This window comes from Binatus sp. (SeqCode), from assembly GCF_050013435.1.
Lineage (GTDB): Bacteria > Desulfobacterota > Binatia > Binatales > Binataceae > Binatus.
Genome location: NZ_JBEKFG010000010.1, coordinates 27,323 through 49,415, shown reverse-complemented (window position 1 = coordinate 49,415; position 22,093 = coordinate 27,323). Strand labels below are relative to the sequence as shown.

The window sequence follows — 22,093 nt, the reverse complement described above, 5'->3', positions numbered from 1 at the left end:
CAACCTGGCGGTGGCGGATAACACCGCGCTCAAATCGCTGGAGGACCGCACAGAGCGCGCGCAATCCTCCGCGGCAGCACCGCTGCGATCGGACGGGCGAGCGAGGACGGGACCAAGGTCCACGCCAGTCGAAACGGCAGCTTCAACTGGAGCGGTCGCCGCTTCAGCGCTTCGAGGTAGCAGTCGCGCGCAAAGCGCGCGTTGCCCTGATTGATCGCCAGCATCCCCGCGACGGTCAGCATCTCGGCCTGTTTTGTGCGGTGATTGCTAATGAGGCCTCGCGCTCTGCGGCCATACTCGCGGCGGACCAGGCGAATAAGAATCTCCTCTCCATGGACCAGCGACCGAGCGCGGATGTCTGGTCCGCCGTCGTTCGGTCCTCCAGGGAAGTTTGGAATCCGCTTCGCGAGATGGGCCACGGGATCGGCTAGCTGATAGCGGACGAGCTGCTCGCGAATGAAGTGGAAGGGCGCGCGGTCTCGCGCCCGTATCCACATCAGGACGTCGGAGCCGCCGTAGTCGCGCGGCCCGAATTCTTCGGCAAAACCGCCACAGCGATCGTAGATCGAGTGGCGCATCACTGCTGTGCTCGGCAGGATCCACCACCACTCACGCAGCAGGTCGTCCAATGAAGGCTCGCGGGAATACCCCGCGGCAATATACGAATGATTCCTGGGCACGCCGCGCGAATCCACCAGCGCGGCGTCCGAATAGGCCAGCCCGCAATTTGAGTCGCCCTCGAGCGTCGATACGGTCTTCGCGAGCTTTTCCGGCAGCCATTCGTCGTCGGCATCGAGGAACGCCAGGTATTTTCCTGCTGAGTTTCGCACCGCGGCGTTTCTTGCGGCTGCGCACCCGCGATTGGGCTGCGCGACCACCTTGATGCGATCGCCGAAGCCGCGCAGGACCTCGGCGGTGCCGTCGGTCGATCCGTCGTTGACGACGATCACCTCGAACCCGCCCTCGAACTTCTGCGCCAGCGCGCTCTCCACTGCGGCCGCAATTGTGCCTTCGTTGTTATAGGTGGGAATTACGACCGACACTTTCATTGCGGACGTTCTTCCAAAACCGGAGGACCTGTCAGGCTGCGCCGCAGCCCCGGCGAAAGCATCGGGGAGAGGCGCTGCGCAACTTTGCCGGGAAGCATGGCCCATCCCAGCCGGCAATAGGTCTTCAACATCAGCGGTCTGTAGCGAATCGATGCGCGGTAGCATCGCCCCGCGAACCCGCGATTGCCGTCGTGCATCGCCATCAACCCGACTCCGACCAACTCGCTCGCGGCGCCATGGACCGCCGACTTTGCAATTTTGCGGCCGCGAGCGCCGAAGTGCTCGCGCACCAGTCGTGCAAAGACAGTGCTCCCCTCGAATCGGCGCTCGAACTCGCTGAATGCTTCCGCCGAATCGATCTCGAAGCGCCGGCTGCGCAGCCGGTTGGCGTACTTTGTGGCGAATTCCCTGAACGGGCGCCGCGCCAGCGTCTCAGGCAGGAACATGATTCCGCCGCGCTCGCGCACCAGCAGCATAATGAAAGTGTCCTCGAAGCCGTAATGTCCCGCCGCGAATTCCTCCGAGTATCCGCCGATCGCCAGCAGCGTATCCCGCCGGATGACGGTCGCGCTGGGCAGATACACCCACACCCGATCGAGCATCTCGTCGAGCGTCGGCGAATGCTGGAATTCGGGTGGAACACAGCACCAAAGTTCGCTGCCCGCGCCGTCCAGCACGATCACGTTCGAATACACCGCCACGCACGCCGGATTTTTGTCGAGCACCGGCACCGTCTTCTGAAGCTTGTCCTCCGTCCACGTATCGTCGCCGTCCAAGGGCGCGATGTATTCGCCCGACGCCGCTCTGATACCGGCGTTGCGCGCCGCCGACACCCCCAGGTTCTCTTGATCGATCATCCGGATCCGATCGCCGAATTTTGCCAGTATCCCGCGCGTGCCGTCGGTCGAGCCGTCGTTGACGACGATCACCTCGAACCCGCCCTCGAACTTCTGCGCCAGCGCGCTATGCACCGTGGCCGCAATCGTGCCTTCGTCGTTATAGGTGGGAATCACGACCGACACTTTCATTGCGGGCGTTCCTCGAAAACCGGCGGGCCTGACAGGCTGCGCCGCAACCCATGCGGAAGCATCGGCGACAGCATTTCCGCAACTTTGGCGGGCAGCATCGCCCACCCCAGCCGGAAATAGGTCTTCAGCATCCGCGGATTATAGCGAATCGACGCGCGGTAGCATCGCCGGGCAAGCGTGCGATCGCCCTCGTACATCGCCATCAACCCGACTCCGATCAGTTCGCGTGCGACGCTATCGATCGCCAAGGCTGCAAGTTTACGGCCGCGAGCGCCGAAATGCTCCAGCGTCAATCGCGCAAGGATGAGGTTTGCCTCGTAGCGGCGCTCGAACTCGCGAAATGCCTGCGCTGAATCGATCTCGAGGCGCCGGCTGCGCAGCCGGTTGGCGAGATGTTCGCGAAATTCCCGGTAACGGTACCGGACCAGCGTCTCGGGCACGTACCGAATTTCACCGCGCTCGCGCACCAGCAGCATAATGAAAGTGTCCTCGCAGGCGTAATGTTCCGGTTTGAATTCTTCCGAAAAGCCGCCGATCGCCACCAGCGTCTCGCGCCGGATGACGCACGCGCTGGGCAGGTACGCCCACAGCCGATCGAGCATCTCGTCGAGCGTCGGTGAATGCCGGAATTCCGGCGTAACCGGGTACGAAACGACCCTGCCCGCGCCGTCCACCCCGATCACGTTCGAAGCCACCGCCACGCACGCCGGATTTTCATCGAGCACCGGCACCGTCTTCTGAAGCTTGTCCTCGGTAAAGGCATCGTCGCCGTCCAGCAGCGCGATATATTCGCCCGACGCCGCTCTGATACCGGCGTTGCGCGCCGCCGACACGCCCGAGTTCTTTTGATCGATCACCCGGATCCGATCGCCGAATTTTGCCAGTATCCCGCGCGTGCCGTCGGTCGATCCGTCATTGACGACGATCACCTCGAACGCTCCGTCGAACCGCTGCGCCAGCGCGCTCTCCACCGTGGCCGCAATCGTGCCTTCGTCGTTATAGGTGGGAATCACGACCGACACTTTCATTGCGGGCGATTCTCCAGGCTGGCCAACGGCGCAACCGTGGGCGCGAGCTTGCGGTACACGGTTAACATCTCGCCGGCGACTTGCTCCATCGTTCGACTCTTCGGGATCCCAAGTCGAAGCCGGGGCAGCAGCCCGGGTTCCGTTAGCAATCGATTCAACGCCGCGACCCAGGCCTCGATTGAAGCAGGCTCGACCAGCAACCCGTTTTTCTCGTGCTCCACAAGTTCCGCGATTCCACCCAGGTTGGAACCAATGACCGGAATACCCGCGGCGAATGCCTCCAGCACTACCAGCGGACCGGTCTCCAACCATTGCGAGGGGACGGCGAGACAATCGTATCCGCGAAGTTCGGATATCGCATTCACGTTGGCAAAGGGCGGGAGCAGCCGGATGCGCTGATCGGCTGCGTCCACCACTGTTTGCTTGACGGACTGCGCTTCGCTGTCATTTGCGATGCCGAATATATCGAGCTTGAGCCGGGGGCTGCTGATTCGCCGCATCGCCGCGAGCAGAATATCGATACCCTTCTCGCGCGCCAGCCTGCCCAGGAAGGCAATGCGGATATCGTCACCAGCCCTTCGCGGTTCGCCTGGATAGTTCAGTTGCGGCGAGTTGCGCAATGCATGATGCGAGATTGTCAGCTTCGACTTGTCCACGCCATTTCGCAGCATCAAATCGTAAACCCAGTTGCACACCGCGACTAATGCGTCAGCTTCGTCGAACAGACCCGTTAGCGCGTCTTTGCGCAGATGTATAAGTTCCGACGCGCGCACCGCCGTCATCAGTCTTCCTTCCAGCCCGAGCTTGCCGATCCGTTCGCCTATCGCGACCGGCAGACTGGCTAATGCAATGCTGAGTGGGCGGCTAAGTCCTTTGCCGTGAAGCATGCAAGCGGCGCATGGCGATGACTCCAGGTCGCCATCGCATTGCTCGATTCCCCAGCGCAACAGGGTTCCGCGGACGCAACTGACAGTGGGCGTATGATAGGTGAACACGACCGGGATACCCGCGGCTTTGGCGATGCGCAATACCCGGATTGACACCCCGGCGGTCCAGGAATGCAGGTGTACGACATCGGGTGCGCAAGACTCAAGGACCTTTGCAAACGACTGTGCCGCAACCGGATCCCCAAGGCCATATAAATCGGCCAAGCTCGGAGTACCGGTCGCGAATCGATGCACCGTCAGGTCATTGTATCGATATGAACGCTGATCAGGCGCCGGAACCGCGATTTCCGCCTCAACGTTCAGCTTACGCAGGCACGTAGCCAGCGATTCGACGTATATCTCGGTGCCACCAACCGGATCAGGGTAGAAGCAGAACGGAAGGTGCAAAGTTTTCATTGCGCTCACGATAACGGAAAAAAGCGAACGGCAGCCCGTGTCATTCTAGAGCGAAAGTCGCTGTGATTGAGCCGAAGCCCTGAGCGCTGCCGAAGGGGAAGAATCCCGGTTCCTTCCTTTTCTGTCATTCAGAGCGGAGTCTGCGAAGCGAAGAATCCCGGATCTTTCCTTTTCTGTCATTCAGAGCGGAGTCTGCGTAGCGAAGAATTCCGGATCCTTCCTTTTCTGTCATTCTAGAGCGGAGTCTGCGAAGCGAAGAATCCCGGTTCCTTCCTTTTCTGTCATTCAGAGCGGAGTCTGCGCAGCGAAGAATCCCGGATCTTTTCCTTTGCCGCGTGCCCGTGGCACCGCCCTGACAGGGCGAGGCCGACGCGAGTCGTCGAGCGTCGGGTGCGGGTCCAAATTCCAAATTCCTCTCCCATTTCTCTTTTCCGTCATCCTGAGCGTAGCGAAGGAACCCGGATCCGGGATTCTTCGCTTCGCTCTAGAATGACACAAAAAAAGAGCAACCAAGCTTCCCCTTAACCTCTTCTAACAGGGCGAAGCCCGCACGCCTGCCGTTCTTCCATTGCGTAGTCGCGAAAAGATGCGCTGCGCAGATTCTCACGTCTTCTCACTGCGGTGCAGGGCTCAGCCCTGCCCAAGGAGGTGCGGAACCCATGGTGGGTTCCGCATTTAATTAATTTCTCCTTTCACGGCCTCAAAGCGCTCAGGTAGATACTGTCGGCAAACTGGAGCATCGCCGGCACACGCTCGCTGGCGGCGCGCAACGCATCGGACGCACGCACGATCAGGCGATATCGCGCAGGCAGGATGCGCAGGTCGGAATGCTGCGGATTGAGGCTGAAGTAGCCATCGACTGAAATCGTAGCCGGCCCGATCGCCCGCGATGCGGCCAGGCGCAGTTCGCGCGGTGTCCAATAGCGAACCTGGAACCCGGCGGGTTCGCGAAAGCGGCGTCGCGCCTGATGGTAGAGGCAGCGCAAGCCGTAAACATTCGCCATCTGGATCAACGCGCGCCCGCCCGGCATCAGCACGCGGCCGGCCTCGCCGAATGCGCGCACGGCGTCCGGCTTTGCGAAGTGCTGCAATACGCTGTACGAAAACGCGACGCTGAAAACTGAATCGTGAAACGGCAGATAGCGCGCGTCGCCTACGACGAAGCGCACCTTTGCGCCGAGTTGCCTGGCGACTCGTGAAGCTGCCTGAAGCGACGCGAGACCGGGATCAATTCCAACCGGTTCGTAACCGAGTCGCGACGCCGCGATACACCAGCGGCCCCAGTTCGATCCGATATCCAGGAGGTACTGGCCGGGTCCGGTGGCGCGCGGCAGGCGCATCTCGGGGATTGGATACTCGGTGAGCGATCCGATTAGCCCCGCGTACAAATATCCTCCCGTCGCGGCGATCGCGCTCTGCACGTAAGGGTCAACCCCGATAGCCGGCGGCGGCGCAGCTGATGCGGTTGGCGGTTCAGCATCGTCGCTGACGGCGCGCAGCGAATCGGATGCGACGCCGAGCGTCTGCGGCACGTCGTCCAGCAACATCACCGGGATATCGCCAACCACGCGATAGCGATGCTGCTGGGCGCAAGCGAGCACGTCGCCGGCCGCGTCGAGGTCGATGTGATCGCGCGGGCAGACCAGATTCGCGACCAGGAACGGATCGAGCGGGCATTTGGTCCGGCCGCGAATCATGGCATCCGGGAAACTCTAACAGCGTCCTTCATCGCTCCGACAATCCCACCACTGCTCCCCTTACCCGGTCCTGGCAGGGCTCAGACCTGCTCGTGGCGACGGCAGCGCAGCATTTAGCCGTTGGCAGGGGCCGCGCGCGACAACGGAGCGCGGCCTTAACACTGGGTGAAGGGGTCACCCCTTCCCGACAATCGAATCGAGCGCGGACAGCAAGCCGTCTCGGTCCGCGTCGAAGCCAAGATGCGCAACTTTTTCGAGAGCGCGCGCGCCCATCGCGGCGCGATCCTCGGGGTTGTCGATCATCCGATGCAGCCGATTTGCGAGCGCCGCGACGTCGCGCGCCGGATACACGAATCCATTGACGCCGTCCTCGACCAAATCCGGCCCCGCGCCGACGCGATCGCTCACGACGACCGGCGTGCCCGCGTTCATTACTTCGTTGATCACCAGCCCCCACGGCTCGTGCTCGGAGGGCAGCACGAATACGTCGGATAGATCGTACAAGGCGGGAAGTTCGGATTGGTTCCTGAAGCCGATGAAGCGGATCGAGTTCCACTTCAGCGCGCGCGCGCGGCGTTCGAGCTTGGCTCGCTCCTCGCCGTCGCCGGCGAAGACCAGGCAGGCCGCGGGCTCGGCGGCTCCGTCGGGCGACATTCGCGCGTATGCCTCGAGCAGGTCGCCGGCGCGCTTGTGCGGCTGCATCTTCGAAGCGAACAGAATCACCGCGCGCCCCGGATGCAATCCAAGCTCGGCGCGCAGCCGTTCGCGGCGCGGCCGCGCTTGATCCGCCGCGGCGCGAAAAAATTCGTTGTCCACCGCGTAAGGCATCGAAAAAATTCGGCCGGCTTCGACGCCGTAATGAAGATAGTATTCGCGATTGAGGCGCCCGATCGCCAGCCACGCGTCAATCGTCCGCAGCAGCGCCGGCATCGCGATACGCTTGAGGCGCAGCTTCAGCGCGTCATCGGTCTCGCTGAGCAGATTGGACTCGCCGCGCAGCATTACCGGGATGCCCAGGGACTTCGCCGCCGCGATTCCCGCGATACATCCGCGATGCGCGTAGCCGTGGACCCACAACGCGTCGAATCGCCCGCGTCGAAGCCGCGTGCGCATCCCGAACGTCCACGGCCGCCAGAAGGAAAGTCCGCTTCCCGAACCCAGATGCGGCAGAAAATCGTGGCGGTAGCCGTCGAGCAGCGGCACATCCCATTTCACGCTCACGCCAAAGCCCGAATCGCGATAGGCGCGGATCGAGAAATCGCTCAGGAAAAAAACCGTCAGTTCAATGCCCGGACGCGCCGCCAGATAGCGGAACAGCGGCGCCTGGTACTGGATCGGATGGCTGACCAGGCACGCAACGCGGTACGGCGCTTTCATCGCGGGATGCCGCCGGCCGCGCGGCATCAGACCAGCAGCGCCCCGAAGTTCTGCCGGAAGCGATCGAAGCTGAAGTTGGTCGCGACCAGCGCGCGTCCCGCGGCGCCCATCCGCGCCCGCAGATCGGCATCGCCCAGCAAAAGCCTCAAGCGGCCGGCCAGCGCGTGGGCGTCGCCGTGGTCAACCAGGAAACCCGCCGTTCCGTCCGCCCAGACTTCGGGCGTTCCACCATGATTGCCGCCGACCACCGGGATTCCGAGCGCCATCGCTTCCAGGAAGACGATGCCGAAGCCTTCCGTCCTGCTTGGCATCACGAAAATTTCGCACGCCGCGTAGAATGCGCGCAGCGCGGCGGCGTCCACCGAGCCGGCGAATGTCACGTGCTGATCCACTCCGCAGCGGTGCGCGAGCTGCTCGAGACGGGGACGATCATCGCCGTCGCCGACTACCACGTAGCGAACGCCGGGAAACGCCGCCAGGACCTCGGGGAGCGCCTCGATCACCGTGTCGATGCCCTTGTATTCGCCGTGCTCGGCGCTCATCAGGCGCGACACGGTCAGCACAATGGGCGGCTCGCCCGGATGCGGCCGCGGTGACGCGACGCCTTTCGGAGGCGCGAATTCCGGGTCGAGGGCGCACGGGACGATCGCGATCCTTTCCCGCCCGACACGCTGGAGCGCCACCACCTTGGCCGCGTTGAACTCTGCCGTCGCTGTGACCCGATCCGCGCATCTAAGCCCAAGGGCGCGCACGCGCGGCAGCGGCTCCCAGACCTCCGTGCCATGGGTGCTGACGATGTAGCGCGCCGCCGGATTGAGCGCGCGTATCACCAGTCCCAGCGGCGCCAGATTCGGATGATTGAAATAAGCGAGCCAAACCCCGCGCGCGCGCGCCATCACGGCGCGAGTCATCGCGAGCTTGTTGCGCGCAAATCCGGTGACGGGAAAGCTGGCGCCGGCGGCCTCGATTTCATGCTGGCCCACGGAGTCGTTCAGGCCCATGAACCGATAATCCTCGCCGCGGCTGCGCGCCAACGTCGCGATAACCGCGGCGGCGTGGCGTCCATAACGCTGGATACCGCCGTGCTCGGTGAGACCTGTGAAAACGCCCAGAATCATCGAATGCGTGCCGAGTGCATAGCTGGCGGCATTGCGAGTTGGATGCGTCCGCCTGAAGTTGTCAACTAAAGTAGGAGGAAATCCCGCGGGGCCGCGAACCGATCGTGAGCCGCGATGCGGCGTCAAACCTTGGGGCGAAGATTGCGGACAAAGCGGGGATGCAATGTCTCGCTATCGTCGGGGCGAGGCGACGGGTCGTCAAGCGTCGATGCGGGCTCGTCGGTCACTTGATTCAGGCCTTCGAGCTGCGCTTTGGCGCGGCGGATGAAATCCGACCCGAGAATCCATGTGCAGATGAGCGCGAAGGTGATCGAGGCGGCCAGCGTCGCCTTCTGGCGCGCCTGGGGCGAGTAATAATTGTCGGGCACGACCGGAGGTTCGATGACCTTGAACGCGAAGTCGGATTGCACCTGCGCGAGTTTCTCGCGCTGAATCTGCCGCGCCATCAGCTCGTAGAGTTGAGTCTGCAAAAGCGCGTCGGAAGTTTTGCGGACCTCCTCCTCCAGCGAAGCGGCCGCGCTGGCTCCCGCTTGCACTTCCTCGTTGCGCAGCTTGTCGCGCAGGCTGTCGAGGTAAAATCCGAGCACGCGCTGCGCTTCGGCAGGCGACGGATCCAGGAAGTACAGGGTCAGGTTGCCGCTCTTGAAGTCGTATTCGGTGCTGAATCGATCCGCAATCTTCATATGGATCGACCACTTCGTCACGGTCGGAGCACTCTTGCTTTGGACGCCGATGATGGTGTGCTCGAGATGATACTTATTGACCAGGTCGGTCGTGAACGCATAGCTGTTCATGATCGCCGTATAGCGCTCGGCCAGCATTATCGTGTCGGAGGCGCCGCCGCCGAGCAGCGAGGCGATTCCCCCTCCCAATCCATCAACCATGTCACCGGTGGTTCCTGTCCCCATTGAGAGACCCTCTTCGGGCTGCACCGGAGTGACGATGGCCTGCGCGCGATACCACTTCACGGTCATGTATTTTATGTACAAGCCGTAGCCCAGACCGATGCCGATGGTCAGGGTTACAATCAGGATCCATCGCGCACGCAGCAGGCCGCCGTAATGGAGCAGCTCCAGCATCGCATATTGCGCCTCGGTGAGATCACGGGGCGCGCCGGCAGCGGAAGCGGATGCGCCCGCGGACGAAGTCGAATGCCTGTTGATTCCCGAAGGATCCATAAATTTGCCGGAGACTGACGTTTCTGTTTAGCGCCAGACCAGGCCGCCCCAGGAGGGCGTTAACGCGAAACTGAGCTGGAAAAGGGCGCGGATAGAGCTCTCGTTGGAATAGTTGATATCGCTCACGTATTCGATTCCCGCCCGCGCCTTCATCTCGCCGAGCGAATTCGCCAGCGGGTTGATTTCCAGTGGCAGGTGGAGCAAGTCAAAAGCGACGCCGTAACCAGTCTCGGTATTACGTCCAAGCGGATCGAAGGTCGCCGCCGCGATGTCGGCCGCACGACGAGTATAGAAAGCGTCCACGCCGATGCGCGACTGGAAATTGAGCCATCGATCGATCTCGAAATCGACCTGCCACGCGCCCGGCCCCAGCGAACTGCCCATCAGGGCGTTCTGGTAAGACCAGTACAGCGAGTCGTTGTGGACCGAATACTCTTTGTCGGTCAGTGTGTATTCGAATCGCGCCGTGGTGCGCCCGTCGAGCGTGACCTGCGGAACATAGATTCCGGCAACGTACGACGGTCCCTTGAACGGGAGCTTGAAGTCGATGCTCTTGCCGAACGGCAGGAAAAAGTCTTCGGCCAGTTCCTCGCCATAAATCTGCGTATTGCGCAACTGCGGGATGCGCACCTTGGCGAAGACACCGAAGCGCGTGTTGGTGTTGGCACCCGCTGAATTTCCCGTCGAAAGACCGGTCAGGTCACCGACGAATTGCAGCGGACTGTAATTGTCGTTGCCGCTGCCCCCGAACATGATCACGTGATCGAGGCCCCATTCCAGGTACGGCAGTGTTTTGAAGGTAATCACCTGGCCGGAGAGCCACGGCCGCGCGAACGTTCGATCCGCGTTGAGCTGACCCAGGAACGCCTGATACCGATACAGCCCCAGGTAACGCAGAATGCCGGGCAGATGGCCCGGATGAATATTCTGGATGCGCAAGGCCGGGAACGGAGCAGCGTTATTGGACTGCGAAAGTTGGTTGTAGTGCCCGACCCCCCATGACATCTCCTCCTGCCCGAAGGAGATAGCCGTGTTGCCGAGACTCACCACGACCGCACCCGTCAACAGTTGCGCCCGGCTTGCCTGGCTCGGACTGTCGCTCAGCGGACCCGCCAGCGCGCCTTCGCCGTAGCCGGTGATGAAGCCGCCAATCCCGGTCCATCCCGACCACCGCAGTACTTCATTGCTCCCCTGGCTGGTTGGGAGGTTGTCGTTGTTCGGCAGCAGCGGGGTTCCTTCCTGGTAGTCGAGTCCACTCTTGCCGGTCTCGATCTGATCGCGCTTGCCCTGCGACATAACGTACTGGCCCTCGACGCGCTCGACCGGATGGAACATCGTGGGCAGGTTGTCTTCGTGGTCCTGCTCGATCCATTGCACTTCGTCGGGCAACTGGAGCCGCAGTGCGTTGATGCAACTGCGTGCGAGTTCGCTCTGATCCTGCATTTCGGACAGCTTGGACTCGGCTTCGACCGCGATGCGCGCGGCCTCGACGCGCGTGATGGGCTGGATTTCCGAAATGTAGCTGTCCGCGAATCCGAGATCGTTCAACGTATCGAGCTCGTCGTAGATCGAGCTGTCGAGCGGAACGTAAGCCGCGTATGTCGAAGCGAATGCCGGGCGGGCGAACCACGCGATCGCGAGCGCCGCCAGCATGAGCGCGAAGTTTGTGCGGTGCGCGGATCGTGCGGTGCTAACGAGGGCCATCAGGTTCACCGATGCGGCTGGCGGTCTGTTGACGGTCCAGCTCGAGTTGTCGCAGGTGCTGGATCTCGGTGAGCCGGTCGATCAAATCTGCCGGCGGATTTTTCTGGTGCATCAGGACCGGCTGCGCATGGCCGACTGCCCGCCTGGGACCAATGTGTCGCGGCGCCGGATCGATTGCTGGTGCCGTGCCTGCGCCCAAGCGTGCGGCGAGCGGGCTTCGGCTGTCGCCGAACAGATACGCGACCAGCACCTTGCGCACATAGTGCTGGGTCTCCGGATAGGGCGGGATTCCGCCGTACTTGTCGACTGCGCCCTCGCCCGCGTTGTAGGCCGCGAGCATCTCGGGCAGGCTCAAAGTCGCCCCCGCGCCGCCGTCGTTGCGATACTGGCGCAGATAACTGATAAACCGCACGGCGCCGAGCGTGTTGCTGACCGGATCGAACGGGTCAAGCACCCCAAAGCGATTCGCCGTCGCCGGCATCAGCTGCATCAGGCCCTGGGCGCCTTTGGGCGAGACCGCATTTGAATTGCCGCCCGACTCGACGCTCGCAATCGCGGCCAGCAGCGCGGGATCGAGGCTGTAGAGCTCGGCCGCGGCGTGGAACAAACGATCATTGTCCGCGCGCGAGCGCCCGTCCGCCGGGCCCGGCTGCGCCTGTGCCGCAGTCGCGCCCATTATTGCGAGCGACAGCGCGGCCGCGACGATTGTTTTCCGAACCCCCACCGGTTGTATCTGGCAGACTCCTACAGACTCGCGGCCAATATTCCTATCACGGCCAGCGACGACACGGTATTTGCAATGATCTGAGTAACCGTCGCTGTCTCCGCCATCTTGTTCTCGTAGATCAGTTTCTCAGGAACGTACACCGTATCGCCGGGGTCGAGCCGCGCCGTCATCAGGCCGCCCGATATCACCGGCAACAGCGGGAACATCGTGGATTGCTTGCTCGCTTTGATTCCATCTTCGGTCATCACCGAGCCGTCGGCCTTGATAACCATGATGTGGTCGGGGTCGGCGCCTTCGTTGGGGCCGCCCGCCTGATTGAGATATTCGCGCGTGGTCTGCCCCGGCCGATATACGATCGCGTTGGGACTGTACACCTGGCCGAGCACATTCACCGCCGCCGGACGGCGCGGAATCGTCAGCTGGTCCTGATCGACCAACACCACGTTATCCGGCGAATTGGCCAGCTCGTTGAGCGGATGCATATGGACGACGAGGCGGCCCTGGGCTTGCTGGCCTTCGGTTTCCGTCAGCACCTGCTCGAGCGCGTTGAGCGTGGTCGGACTGGTGGCGGGATTCTGCGCTGCTGCCATGTTGCCGGTAGCCTGGCTTATCTGGCTAATCGTACCCGGATTCATCTGAATCCGTACGATCGACTGCTGCAATCGTGCGCGCGCCTCGTCAAGGCGCTGTTGCTGAAGCTGTCTGATCGACTGTCGAATCAGCACGGTGGCGGGCAGATAGGCGTCCGGCAGCAGTCCGCCCGAGCGCTCGAGTACCGACGCGATTCTTTCGCCATCATGAATCGTGTACGGCCCGGGCCGCGCGACCATTCCGCGAACCATCACTACCCATGGCAGATGCCAGTCCGACGCGCGCCGCACGAACAGCTGATCGTTCGCTTCGAGCACCGGATTATGCTCGTCCGTGCCGGACATGGCCGAGCGCAGATCGATATCCATGAAGGTGTGGCTGGTGCGGCTGCCGTTGACCACCTGGGTGCGCGCGAGTTCGGCCGCTTGCTGATAGGCGTCGTCCTTGAGGCCGCCCGCCAGGTAAAGCAGGTCGCTCACGTGCATGCCCTCGCTCATCACGTAGTAGCCGGGATTGCGCACCTCGCCGAAGACCTGCACGGTCGGCAGATACTTCATTTGCGATTCGCTGAACACGGTCAACTCGTCTTCCTGGTTGAGCATGAGGTTCTGCGGCTCGCCGATATTGGCCGACAGCGCTTCGCCGAGATCGACCGGCACCAGCCGCACGGTCTTGGCCTTGCCCTCTTTGCGGCGAATCAGCGCGTACTTGAAAAAAGTATGCGGCGCGACGCCTTCGGCGAGTCCCACCAGATCGGCGACCCGCATTCCCTGATGCCATTCGAACTTGCCCGGCCGATTGACGCTGCCGCGTACAATCACCACGTCCTGCTGCGCAGGCAGCACCGGGTAAATCTTGATCAGATCGCCGTCGCGGATGTCGAAGTGCTGCGAGCGGATGTCGTTCAAATCAACGTCGAGCGCGATTCGCTTCTGATGTTCGGCGACCCGTTCGACCTGCACGCGCTGCGAGTAGCCGAACGCGCTGATCCCGCCGCCGAGCTTGATAACCGAGCTGAGCGCCTCGCCCGAGCTCCCGAGCTCGTAGATGGCGGGACGCTTCACGTCGCCGACCATTCCAACCACCGGCCCGATGACCGGCACAAAGATCACGTCGCCGGGCTGCAGCTGCTCGTCGCCCTGCTCGTTGCCGGCGAGCAGCAAACTATAAAGATCGATGGTGCGGACGAGCTGATTGCCGCGCCGAAGTTCGACCTTGCGCAGGCTGCCTATTTTGGTGATTCCTCCGGCCGCGCCGAGCGCGTTCGATACGTGCGACAACGCGCTCACCGTGTAGGCGCCGGGCTGCGCGACTTCGCCGACCACGAACACCTGGATGGTCTTGAGCTTGCCCATCGTGACGTCGACTTTGACGCCGGTGATTTGTCCGGCGCGATCCTCGATGAGCTTCTTGGCCTGCGCGAAGGTCAAGCCCGCCACTTGCAGCGGACCAATCTCGGGAATACTCACCGCGCCGTCGCGGCTGACGGTCAGATTAATCGTGTTGTTGATTCGTCCCCACATCAGCATCTTGAGCTGATCGTCGGGACCGATCACGTAGTCGTCGCTGACCGGAACGTTGCCCAGCGGAGCGAAGGTCGAAACGCGCGAGGCAAACAGCGAGTAGCCGAATTGCTGCAGATTGCGCGTGCTCGGCGCGGCCAGCGCGGCGGCGGAATCGAGCGAGCGGAATTGCGATTCAACCGATGACACCGGCTGATTCGAACTTCCCCCCGACGACGATCCCATCTGCACCCCGGACGGCCCCTCGTCCGATCCGCCTGGCCCCGCAAGCCCGGTGCAACTTTTCAGCTGCGACATCTGCTGGTCGGTGAACGCCAGGCCGAGCGACTTTGCGATACCGGCAACGTCACCGGCGCCAAGCTGCTTCGCCGCGAAATGCAGACATAGCTCCTGCATGTCGTCAGAGCTGAGACCGCCCGACGACATTTCACTTTTCAGGCTGCCGAGCTCGTCGGACGAAATTCCAAGCTGCTGGATGACCGCAGCCATCGATTGTTTATTGATCGTGCTGCCGAAGCCCTGCCCACCACCGATCGCCGACGGACCCCCGGAAAGAGACGAACCGCCGGAAAGAGTAGACGGGCCGGCTTGGGCAGCCTGATCGGAATCACTGTTGTCATCTGAATTTGCGCACGACGGCAGGCCGGAGTTGACCGCGTTTGGGTCACCCGGCGCGACGCATCCGCGATTCATCGCGTTGCTCGATGCCCCCTGCGAGGAGTCGCTGTCGGTGCCGTCATTCTGCGCGCCTGCCGCGCTGCCGGAGCCGGCCAAGCCGCCGGCGCCCCCGAGCGCTGTGCCGACGAGCCCTCCGCCGCCGGAATTACCCATTTGTGCGCTTGCGACGGAGGGGCATAGGAAACCCAGCGCGAGCAGAAAGGTCAGACTTCGCAGCGTTGTTAGAACTCGTTGTTTATTAGTACTACGCATCGTATGACCCCCCAGGGTTGACGCGACCACCTCGGGTGCCAGCCAGAGTCTGAGCCCCGTCATGATAGCTAAGTTTCCGACTAATGAAAGGGCCAAAACTCGTTATGGCCGAGCAGGCTCTGCTTTGATCTGTGTGTCGTTTGGGCATGCGTCCGCCATCCCGCGTTATCAGGCTTGGGCATCATTTGCCAAAACTGGACTGCCCCCCGTCCAGATTCTTAACCACACCCGGCGACCTCCGCGTGACTCCGCAGTAGTCGAATCTGGTTAGTTTAATATTGCCGAGTACTCCGAAGGCACGTTATAACACGCTAATGAAACGAACGTCAAGCAGCTTCATCCTCATAAGCACGATGACGCGTGTTTGATGCGTACGCGAAGGCCCTGCCTTTGCGGACAATCTGCGCCTACGGACTGTCGAGTGCTTCGTTTTCTATCGCGTCTTGCTTGAGTGGGCCACCGCCCGGCCCCAACATTGCGACGAATCGCTTCGGACCATCAAATACGACCCGTTCGCCGTGCGGAAGCTGCCAGAACGCCTGCGTGTCGGCGGGAGCGCTGCCCTTGGAGCTGTTTTGCTCGCTGGGCGGACCGACGGCCTGGATCAGCTTCTGGAGTACCTTCCCGCTCGAATCAGGCGTGAACCGCGCCATCACGAGCTGCATGCCCGAGTAGGTCGTGAACTCGTACTTCACCTGCTCGTAGCGGATTGAATCGACCTCGATATTGTTTAATCGGTAGGTGTCGGCGCCGTAGGGAGCGGTCTCCATCACACCGGATGGGAACCTGTTCTGCACGCGATAGAACGAATCGCCGAATCGCACATCCAGAAACGACGTCAGGTTGGGCGGTCCCACGAGCCCCAGCATTTTAGGTATCGCCAATCCCGGCGAACTGGCGGAACAGCCCGCGCACGCGAGCGCCGTGCCCGCCAGCATTGCGCGAATAATTTTGAGTGCACGCGGCGACCGCATCTGTCAGCTATCTTTGGCGACCGCCGAGGCTGACAGCACTACGCGCAGCCCGCCCGATTCCACGGCGCTGAGTAGAATCGCCACTCGCTCCGCGCCGGAGAGATAACGCTGGAAAATTGCCTCGAATCCCCGGAACGGACCGTCAACGACGACCACCCGCTCGCCCGTGCCGAATGGCTTGTCGGCTATTTCGATCACGTCGTCCACGCCCCGGCGTCGAATCTCCGCGACTATCGCCGCGGGCACCGCCAGCGGATCGATTCCCGCCGACACGATCGCGCGCACCCCGGCCATATATTTCACCTCGAAGTACTGCCGCTGAAGGTCGAACCTGGCGAACACGTAACATGGAAACAGCGGCGCTATCGACGTCGCCATCCGTCCCCATCGCGGCGCCTTCGCCTTGAGCATCGGCAGGAACACCTCCGGCACCGCGTTGGCCAGTTGATCGCGGACCCAGCGCTCCTTGCCGATCTTGGTGCGCACCAGGTACCAGTCTGTCTGTGGATTGTCGTCCATCGCGATATGCGCGGCCGGCGTGGAAGATCGAGGCGAAAAAAAACGCGGTCGCACCCCGCTTGATCCCCCCAATGTCGTCATCGTGCCGGAAAAAAGAAAGCGGCTGTAGCATATGCTACAGCCGCCCGATCAGTCCAATCGACTTCTAGATTTCGTACGTGAAGGTGAACTCGAGTTCGTTGAAACGCTGCTCGCGGCTGAGCAGGTACGGATCCGTGTAGCGCCCGCTTCGTCCGATGAACCACTCCGCATTCATCCCGAGCAGAATGTTTCGTGAATACCGGTAAACGTTGGTCGTCGCCAGCTCGCCGACGTTGTCGTCGACGTCCCACACCACTGTGTTGAGGGCCGTCAACTGGCCGTTCATCAGCCAGTTCGTTGCCGCGATGAACGCTATGTCGCTGATTTGGCGGTTCTTGCCCGCGTCGGTTACGATGGTCGTCGCATGGTTGGGAAGATCCGGCTGCCAGGTCAGCGTGTTCTGAAACGTCAGGAACGTGTGCTGCTTCGATATCCAGGGGATGTACGTCGGACGATCACCCGCGAGGACCCAGCGTGTGAACTCGGTCCATTCCGAGCCTTGAGCGTCCTTGGCAGACGCAACGCCGACCGCGTGGTCCGGCTGGTACAGAATGTCGTAGCGGTACACGATGTCGGTCAGGTCTTTATCGTAATAGGTTCCCGTCATGCCGAAGAAATTGTTGCGCCGATAGTCGGTCTCGGAAACGTCCACAAACGTCCCGCCCACGGGCACCCCCGCACGCGGCTTGACGGTGTAAATCCCGGGAACGACGAACTCGCCGGGGCCTACCCCAAACGCGCCCGGTTCGCCCGTGATGCTCGCTTTGCAGTTCGAGCAAGCCACACCGCGTGCATCGCGGAATTCGTACAAGTAGATGAAGCTGGCCTGGAGTCCGTTGCCAATCGGCAGCAGGCTCGAATAGCGCACTCCGAATTCGCTGTTTTGCAGCGAGTTTGATGGGGTGTGGCTGATATTTTTTATGACGACGTCGTAAAAGGAATACGTTTGCTTCCCTTTAATTATGGGGCCGAAGGGCAGGGCGACCATCGACTTTGCGAAGTTCCATCCGGCGCCGTTGGGCAGTTCGCTGACGTTGTTCTGCTGCCCATTCTGGTTGATGCTGAACGGAAACGGCGTGTCTGGCGCGCCAAAGCCGCAGGTCGAAACCGGGCAACCACCGAACAGTGCGGCCGGAGCAACCCACGGATTGCGCGGGTCTGTTTGGACGTTGATCCCGGCGCCCTCGAAGTCGCCGGGGATGATAAACCCTTCAAGCTCGTTGTTCGCCGTCTTGTAGAAGTCCGGCAGGATGTAGTTCAGCTTGATCATCCGCAAGTTTGTGCGCGTGTCTTCGGGCGACTCTGCGCCATAAACTCCGTGCCATGTCGCATTAACCGGGTTGGTGACTTCGGTGCCTGACAGCGCGTCGGCTTCCGTCCAGATGACCTGCTGCTTGCCGATTCGTGCGGAGAAGTTGTCGGTAAAGTTCAACTGCGCATAATACTCGCGCAGATCATCCTTGAAGTATTCGTTCTGCAGCGTAGGGCCTCCGCCTCCCGTGTTGTACGGCACCACATCCGTGTTCGGCTCCTGCCGGCCACCGTTCTTGAGCGAACCGTACGAGTCGTACCACGGCCGGTAGTACGCGAAGAAGTCCGCATCCTTGATATACAGCGTGTCGAGGCGGCCAAGCAGCTTGTAGTTCTTGATCATGTGGTAATCGGGCCGTACGTCTGCAAGGTTGCGCTGTTCGGCCAGGTCCCAATGATTGAAATCGAAACTGCCGCCCGTCATCCCGAACGACTGCCCCGGGATCGCGTACGTCCCGGGCACGCCATGAACGATCTTCGTCGGCGTCGAGTCTTCAGAGGCGCTACCTTCGCCCCACTGACCCGAATCGCGAGTTTCGAAAAATCCAAAAACTGAAAAATCGCCCTGCGTGATCGTCGCCATCGCGGACGACGCCCACAGTGTCCCGATCGCTGCCACGGCGGCCACCAACAGACTCCGCCACCGCGTTCCGCCGAATCCCTGATTCCCGTTCTGCATAGTCACCCCCAAGCTGGAGCCCTCGTGGTTACGACTCCTCGCCCGATTGTCCACCAGGCAAGCGTCAGACACTCATTCCCCGTTCGCGCGCAATAATCTGCGAACGCGGCTTAGGTATCATTCCCCCGCATACCTTGTCAAGGAGGATGCACGCGCCGGTAATATGTTCGCAACAGCCCGTTAAGGGCCGCATCGTATTTGCGTTTCCCGATTCGGTTGTTCGGCTCTGGCCGTCCTCAGCTGGCCCGGCTCAAATGCCCGCTTATCCGGATCCCGGGCGGCGCTTGCGGCCCTCCGGGGCAATTGAGTAAAGTTCCGTCTCGATTTGGATGCAATTGGCACAGTCGATCGCTCGGGTGACCGTCAACTGCGATCATGAACAAAGGGTTACGCCGGACTTGAATTTCTCATCCGATCAGTGTAGGTACGACCACCGAATGCGCGTCCGGGGCGTTTTCCGGACCTTGGCGGGGCTTGCGTTGGCTTTGCGAGGATCGGAACGAACCGACGGCTGCGTGGGTTTTCTAGGCTGATTGGGTCAGCAGACGGGACACCGATTCGACTCGGCGGGGGTTAGAAACAATGACGCATGGAAGGATGCAGGCGATGACTCAGGGCAGGGATGGGATCTCGTTGGCGCGCGCGCGCGCGCTGGAGCTGATGGGGGTCGCTCGTCGGCTTTCGCTCGTGGCCGCGGTGTTCGTCACCGCTGCGCTCGTTGCGGGGACAGCGGGTTCCAGCTACGCGGGATCAAAAAAACTCACCCGCGTCGACAAACCGCGTCTGGAAGACACCGTCGTCGTGTCGAGTTATGGCGCCGTCTTCGACGGCAGCCTCGAGACCTTCCTCGCGGGGGCGGGGGCCAGTGCCGGGCCTAAATTATTTGTCCACGGCCCCAACACGAATTTGGGCGCCAGCACCGGGGCGGCTCAAGACGCAGTGAGCTCGATCGACAATGAGATCGCGGTGACGCTTCCGATCGATTTTCTCGATCTCGATTCCGCCCTCTGCGGTCCGTTTGGCCAGCCCGCCCCCGGCACCACGAGCCCGTTGTTATATGGCACTGGCTTGGTCGAGCTCTTCTCTCCGGGCGCCAACGGCAACTCACTGCCGGACAACATAATTTGCTCACCGCTTTTCGCGTACGGTTACCCCAACACTACCGGCGTCTTCTTACCCCGAGGCGCGGCCTTTGAAAGCCCCTACGATGGGCAAAATCCCGGGACCGATATGCTGGCGGTTGCGAATCAGTTTCCCGAGGTAATTGGTTCTCCTGACTGCCCTGCTGGGGAGTGCGACCAGGCCGCCTGCCTGGAAGGGCCCTCCACAATCACAACCGAGCCCCTAAGGTGCTCGACCGGGCCGGTCGGGCCGGGCGCGTCCTTGGGCACGATTACGATGTACAATAGATGGACCCTGCCTTCCGGCATCGCCAACGTTGCCCCCTCGCTTCCCTCGGGCGGATGGGTCGTGAACGCAGTCAACCCGCTCACTTTAGGCCTCTACGACCAGAACTCCACGATCGGCGGATGCTTCACTCTCTTGGCGGGTCCGGAAAGCCTCACGTTTGACCAATATGGCTACCTGTTCGTCGTGAACAACGCCGGCGCCCTCGCCTGGGCCCTCCAGTGCGCCCCTCGCTACGTAACCGTGTATGCTACTCCCCTGGGTGGCGATGAATTTCCGACCTCTCTCATAGGTTCGTGCGGCGCCACGTGCGTAGGCAGTCCGACACAGGACGCACTGATTGATCCGGTAGCTGATGCGGTCGACCCGGATGACGACTTGTTCGTGACAGACCGTGGCGCAAAGGGTAAGGACCTCAACCAGATGTGCACCGCCGCTGCTACGCCGCACTCTTGCTGCACGGGCAGCGGAACCGGAACCTGCACCGACGTCCCGGCCAGCATCCAAATCTTCGATCCTTTCCTGAATTACGATTACACTAACTTCTTTTTTGATGGCGAACTGCTTGGCACGATTTCAGGCCCACACACGCATCTCAGAGCTCCGGAGGGCATTGCGATCAACGCGGCCGACGACGCTATGTACGTCGTAAACAACGGCAACAATTCGCTGTTGATGTTTACTGATTTTCCTACTAGCGGCGGCGACATTCCCCCGACCCTGATCATTTCAGGACCGCACGCCAAGATGAACTTGCCGGCCGGCGTTGCGCTGCCGGCGTTCACCCCCACGCCGGTACCTACCAGCACCTGCACGTCCACTGCGAAAGGTGCGCACGGTGACGGAGCCTGTGAGTAACAACCGCTAGCTAGCCACACGAACTAAACAACGAACGCCGAATCCGGATTTCCGGATTCGGCGTTCGTCTTTGTGCACTCTCGTGTCTTTTCACTGCGGGTGCAGGGGCTGCAGCCCCTGCCCAAGGAAGCGTGAAACCCAGGCGGGTTTCACATTCAATCTCCCGCTAGCGCAGATCCTCCGCCAGCGACGCCGCCAGCAGTCCGCCGATCGCGCCGCGGGCCGCCAGGCTCGGATGGTCCGCCTCTACCGCTACCTCGCCCTTGCCGGCGAGTTCGAGAAACCGGGCCGCGTCCACGCCCTCCATGCTGAACCTGACAAATTGCACCGCGCTGATTCTTTCGTCTGACATCTGGCGATCGTCGAATCTTGCCGCGATCCTTTGCGGACCCACTTTCAGCCACAGATGGCGTTCCAGGCCGGCCAGCCGGGCCAATGCCGCGTCGCGTTCGCGCGGTTCGGCGTACTCGATCAACAGCGTCGCGGCAATTTCGCCGGCGGCCGGAAGCAACTCGTTGTAGGTGTCGATTTCGTGCTGAATTGCTTCGCGATGCGTCATTTTCTCGGCCTTGATCATCTCCTCGATCTGGTACCACGCAGTCTGCGCATTCTCGAAAATAAACGTGAGATGCGACCCGACGTGGAGCCGGCGCCGTTCCTTCTCATGAATAAACAAGGGCCGCAGCCGCGCGCGCACCCGTTCGTAATCGGCCAGCGGAAGTATTTCGTCAAAAGTGATCGTCTTCAATCGTCATTCTCCTTGCAGCAAATGAAGTTCTAACCGGGACGAAGTCCCGCAACTTTTCTTATCCCAAAACTGCGTGCAGCGGTCACCCCTGCGGTGCGGCCGTCCGTGTCATTCTAGAGCGAAAGTTGCTGTAGCGAAGAATCCCGGATCCGGGTTCCTTCGCTTCGCTCAGGATGACTCAAAAAAAGTCCTAACAGGCCGTCAGGCCGCATCTTCTCCTTTT

At 61.7% G+C, this 22,093-nt stretch carries 16 protein-coding genes; 1 reads left to right on the top strand and 15 read right to left on the bottom strand.

All coding sequences use genetic code 11. The features are described 5' to 3' along the window. Nucleotides 1-29: 29 nt before the first annotated feature. The 14 genes from ABSB13_RS03525 to ABSB13_RS03460 all read right to left on the bottom strand — a co-directional run bounded on the left by ABSB13_RS03525 (nt 30) and on the right by ABSB13_RS03460 (nt 18,806). On the bottom strand, nt 30-1,049 hold the full coding sequence (locus ABSB13_RS03525; RefSeq protein ID WP_428105551.1) for a glycosyltransferase family 2 protein: 1,020 nt from the start codon (nt 1,047-1,049) through the stop codon (nt 30-32). After that, nucleotides 1,046-2,077, bottom strand: a complete 1,032-nt coding sequence (locus ABSB13_RS03520) for a glycosyltransferase family 2 protein (RefSeq protein WP_428105549.1) — start codon at nt 2,075-2,077, stop codon at nt 1,046-1,048. Before ABSB13_RS03520 ends, ABSB13_RS03525 begins: the two co-directional genes overlap by 4 nt. Beyond that, nucleotides 2,074-3,105 carry a glycosyltransferase family 2 protein gene (locus ABSB13_RS03515; protein WP_428105548.1) on the bottom strand — a complete coding sequence of 344 codons (1,032 nt, stop codon included), beginning with the start codon at nt 3,103-3,105 and terminating at the stop codon, nt 2,074-2,076. Before ABSB13_RS03515 ends, ABSB13_RS03520 begins: the two co-directional genes overlap by 4 nt. Then, the gene (locus tag ABSB13_RS03510; protein ID WP_428105546.1) at nt 3,102-4,448 is read right to left on the bottom strand and encodes a glycosyltransferase family 4 protein; all 1,347 of its coding nucleotides are present in this window, start codon (nt 4,446-4,448) and stop codon (nt 3,102-3,104) included. The genes ABSB13_RS03515 and ABSB13_RS03510 overlap by 4 nt, the downstream gene beginning before the upstream one ends. Before the next feature lie 692 nt (nt 4,449-5,140). Next, nucleotides 5,141-6,145, bottom strand: coding sequence for a methyltransferase domain-containing protein (locus ABSB13_RS03505; protein WP_428105544.1), 1,005 nt, complete (start codon nt 6,143-6,145; stop codon nt 5,141-5,143). 174 nt (nt 6,146-6,319) lie between these two features. Next, on the bottom strand, nt 6,320-7,522 hold the full coding sequence (locus ABSB13_RS03500) for a glycosyltransferase family 4 protein (protein ID WP_428105542.1): 1,203 nt from the start codon (nt 7,520-7,522) through the stop codon (nt 6,320-6,322). 26 nt (nt 7,523-7,548) lie between these two features. Beyond that, nucleotides 7,549-8,640 carry a glycosyltransferase family 4 protein gene (locus ABSB13_RS03495; protein ID WP_428105541.1) on the bottom strand — a complete coding sequence of 364 codons (1,092 nt, stop codon included), beginning with the start codon at nt 8,638-8,640 and terminating at the stop codon, nt 7,549-7,551. 122 nt (nt 8,641-8,762) lie between these two features. Beyond that, nucleotides 8,763-9,719 carry a GumC domain-containing protein gene (locus ABSB13_RS03490; protein ID WP_428105539.1) on the bottom strand — a complete coding sequence of 319 codons (957 nt, stop codon included), beginning with the start codon at nt 9,717-9,719 and terminating at the stop codon, nt 8,763-8,765. Nucleotides 9,720-9,845: 126 nt separating this feature from the next. After that, a complete protein-coding gene (locus ABSB13_RS03485) occupies nt 9,846-11,522 on the bottom strand; it encodes a capsule assembly Wzi family protein (RefSeq protein ID WP_428105538.1) in 1,677 nt (558 codons plus the stop codon). After that, nucleotides 11,509-12,246 (bottom strand): lytic transglycosylase domain-containing protein, encoded by a 738-nt coding sequence (locus ABSB13_RS03480; protein ID WP_428105537.1) that lies wholly within the window; start codon nt 12,244-12,246, stop codon nt 11,509-11,511. The genes ABSB13_RS03485 and ABSB13_RS03480 overlap by 14 nt, the downstream gene beginning before the upstream one ends. Before the next feature lie 20 nt (nt 12,247-12,266). Then, nucleotides 12,267-15,194, bottom strand: coding sequence for a polysaccharide biosynthesis/export family protein (locus tag ABSB13_RS03475; RefSeq protein ID WP_428105536.1), 2,928 nt, complete (start codon nt 15,192-15,194; stop codon nt 12,267-12,269). Nucleotides 15,195-15,700: 506 nt separating this feature from the next. Continuing rightward, nucleotides 15,701-16,162, bottom strand: coding sequence for a hypothetical protein (locus ABSB13_RS03470; protein ID WP_428105534.1), 462 nt, complete (start codon nt 16,160-16,162; stop codon nt 15,701-15,703). Nucleotides 16,163-16,270: 108 nt separating this feature from the next. Further along, complete coding sequence (gene nusG / locus ABSB13_RS03465) at nt 16,271-16,786, bottom strand: transcription termination/antitermination protein NusG (protein WP_428105533.1); 516 nt, start codon at nt 16,784-16,786, stop codon at nt 16,271-16,273. Between the two features lie 145 nt (nt 16,787-16,931). Continuing rightward, nucleotides 16,932-18,806: a DUF1302 domain-containing protein gene (locus tag ABSB13_RS03460; RefSeq protein ID WP_428105531.1), complete on the bottom strand. Its 1,875-nt coding sequence runs from the start codon at nt 18,804-18,806 to the stop codon at nt 16,932-16,934. A 633-nt stretch (nt 18,807-19,439) separates the two neighbouring features. Here ABSB13_RS03460 and ABSB13_RS03455 point away from each other — a divergent pair. Then, nucleotides 19,440-21,122 carry an NHL repeat-containing protein gene (locus ABSB13_RS03455; protein WP_428105530.1) on the top strand — a complete coding sequence of 561 codons (1,683 nt, stop codon included), beginning with the start codon at nt 19,440-19,442 and terminating at the stop codon, nt 21,120-21,122. A gap of 166 nt (nt 21,123-21,288) precedes the next feature. Here the strand turns inward: ABSB13_RS03455 and ABSB13_RS03450 are convergent, their stop codons facing one another. Beyond that, a complete protein-coding gene (locus tag ABSB13_RS03450) occupies nt 21,289-21,870 on the bottom strand; it encodes a DUF3501 family protein (protein ID WP_428105528.1) in 582 nt (193 codons plus the stop codon). Nucleotides 21,871-22,093: the final 223 nt, after the last annotated feature.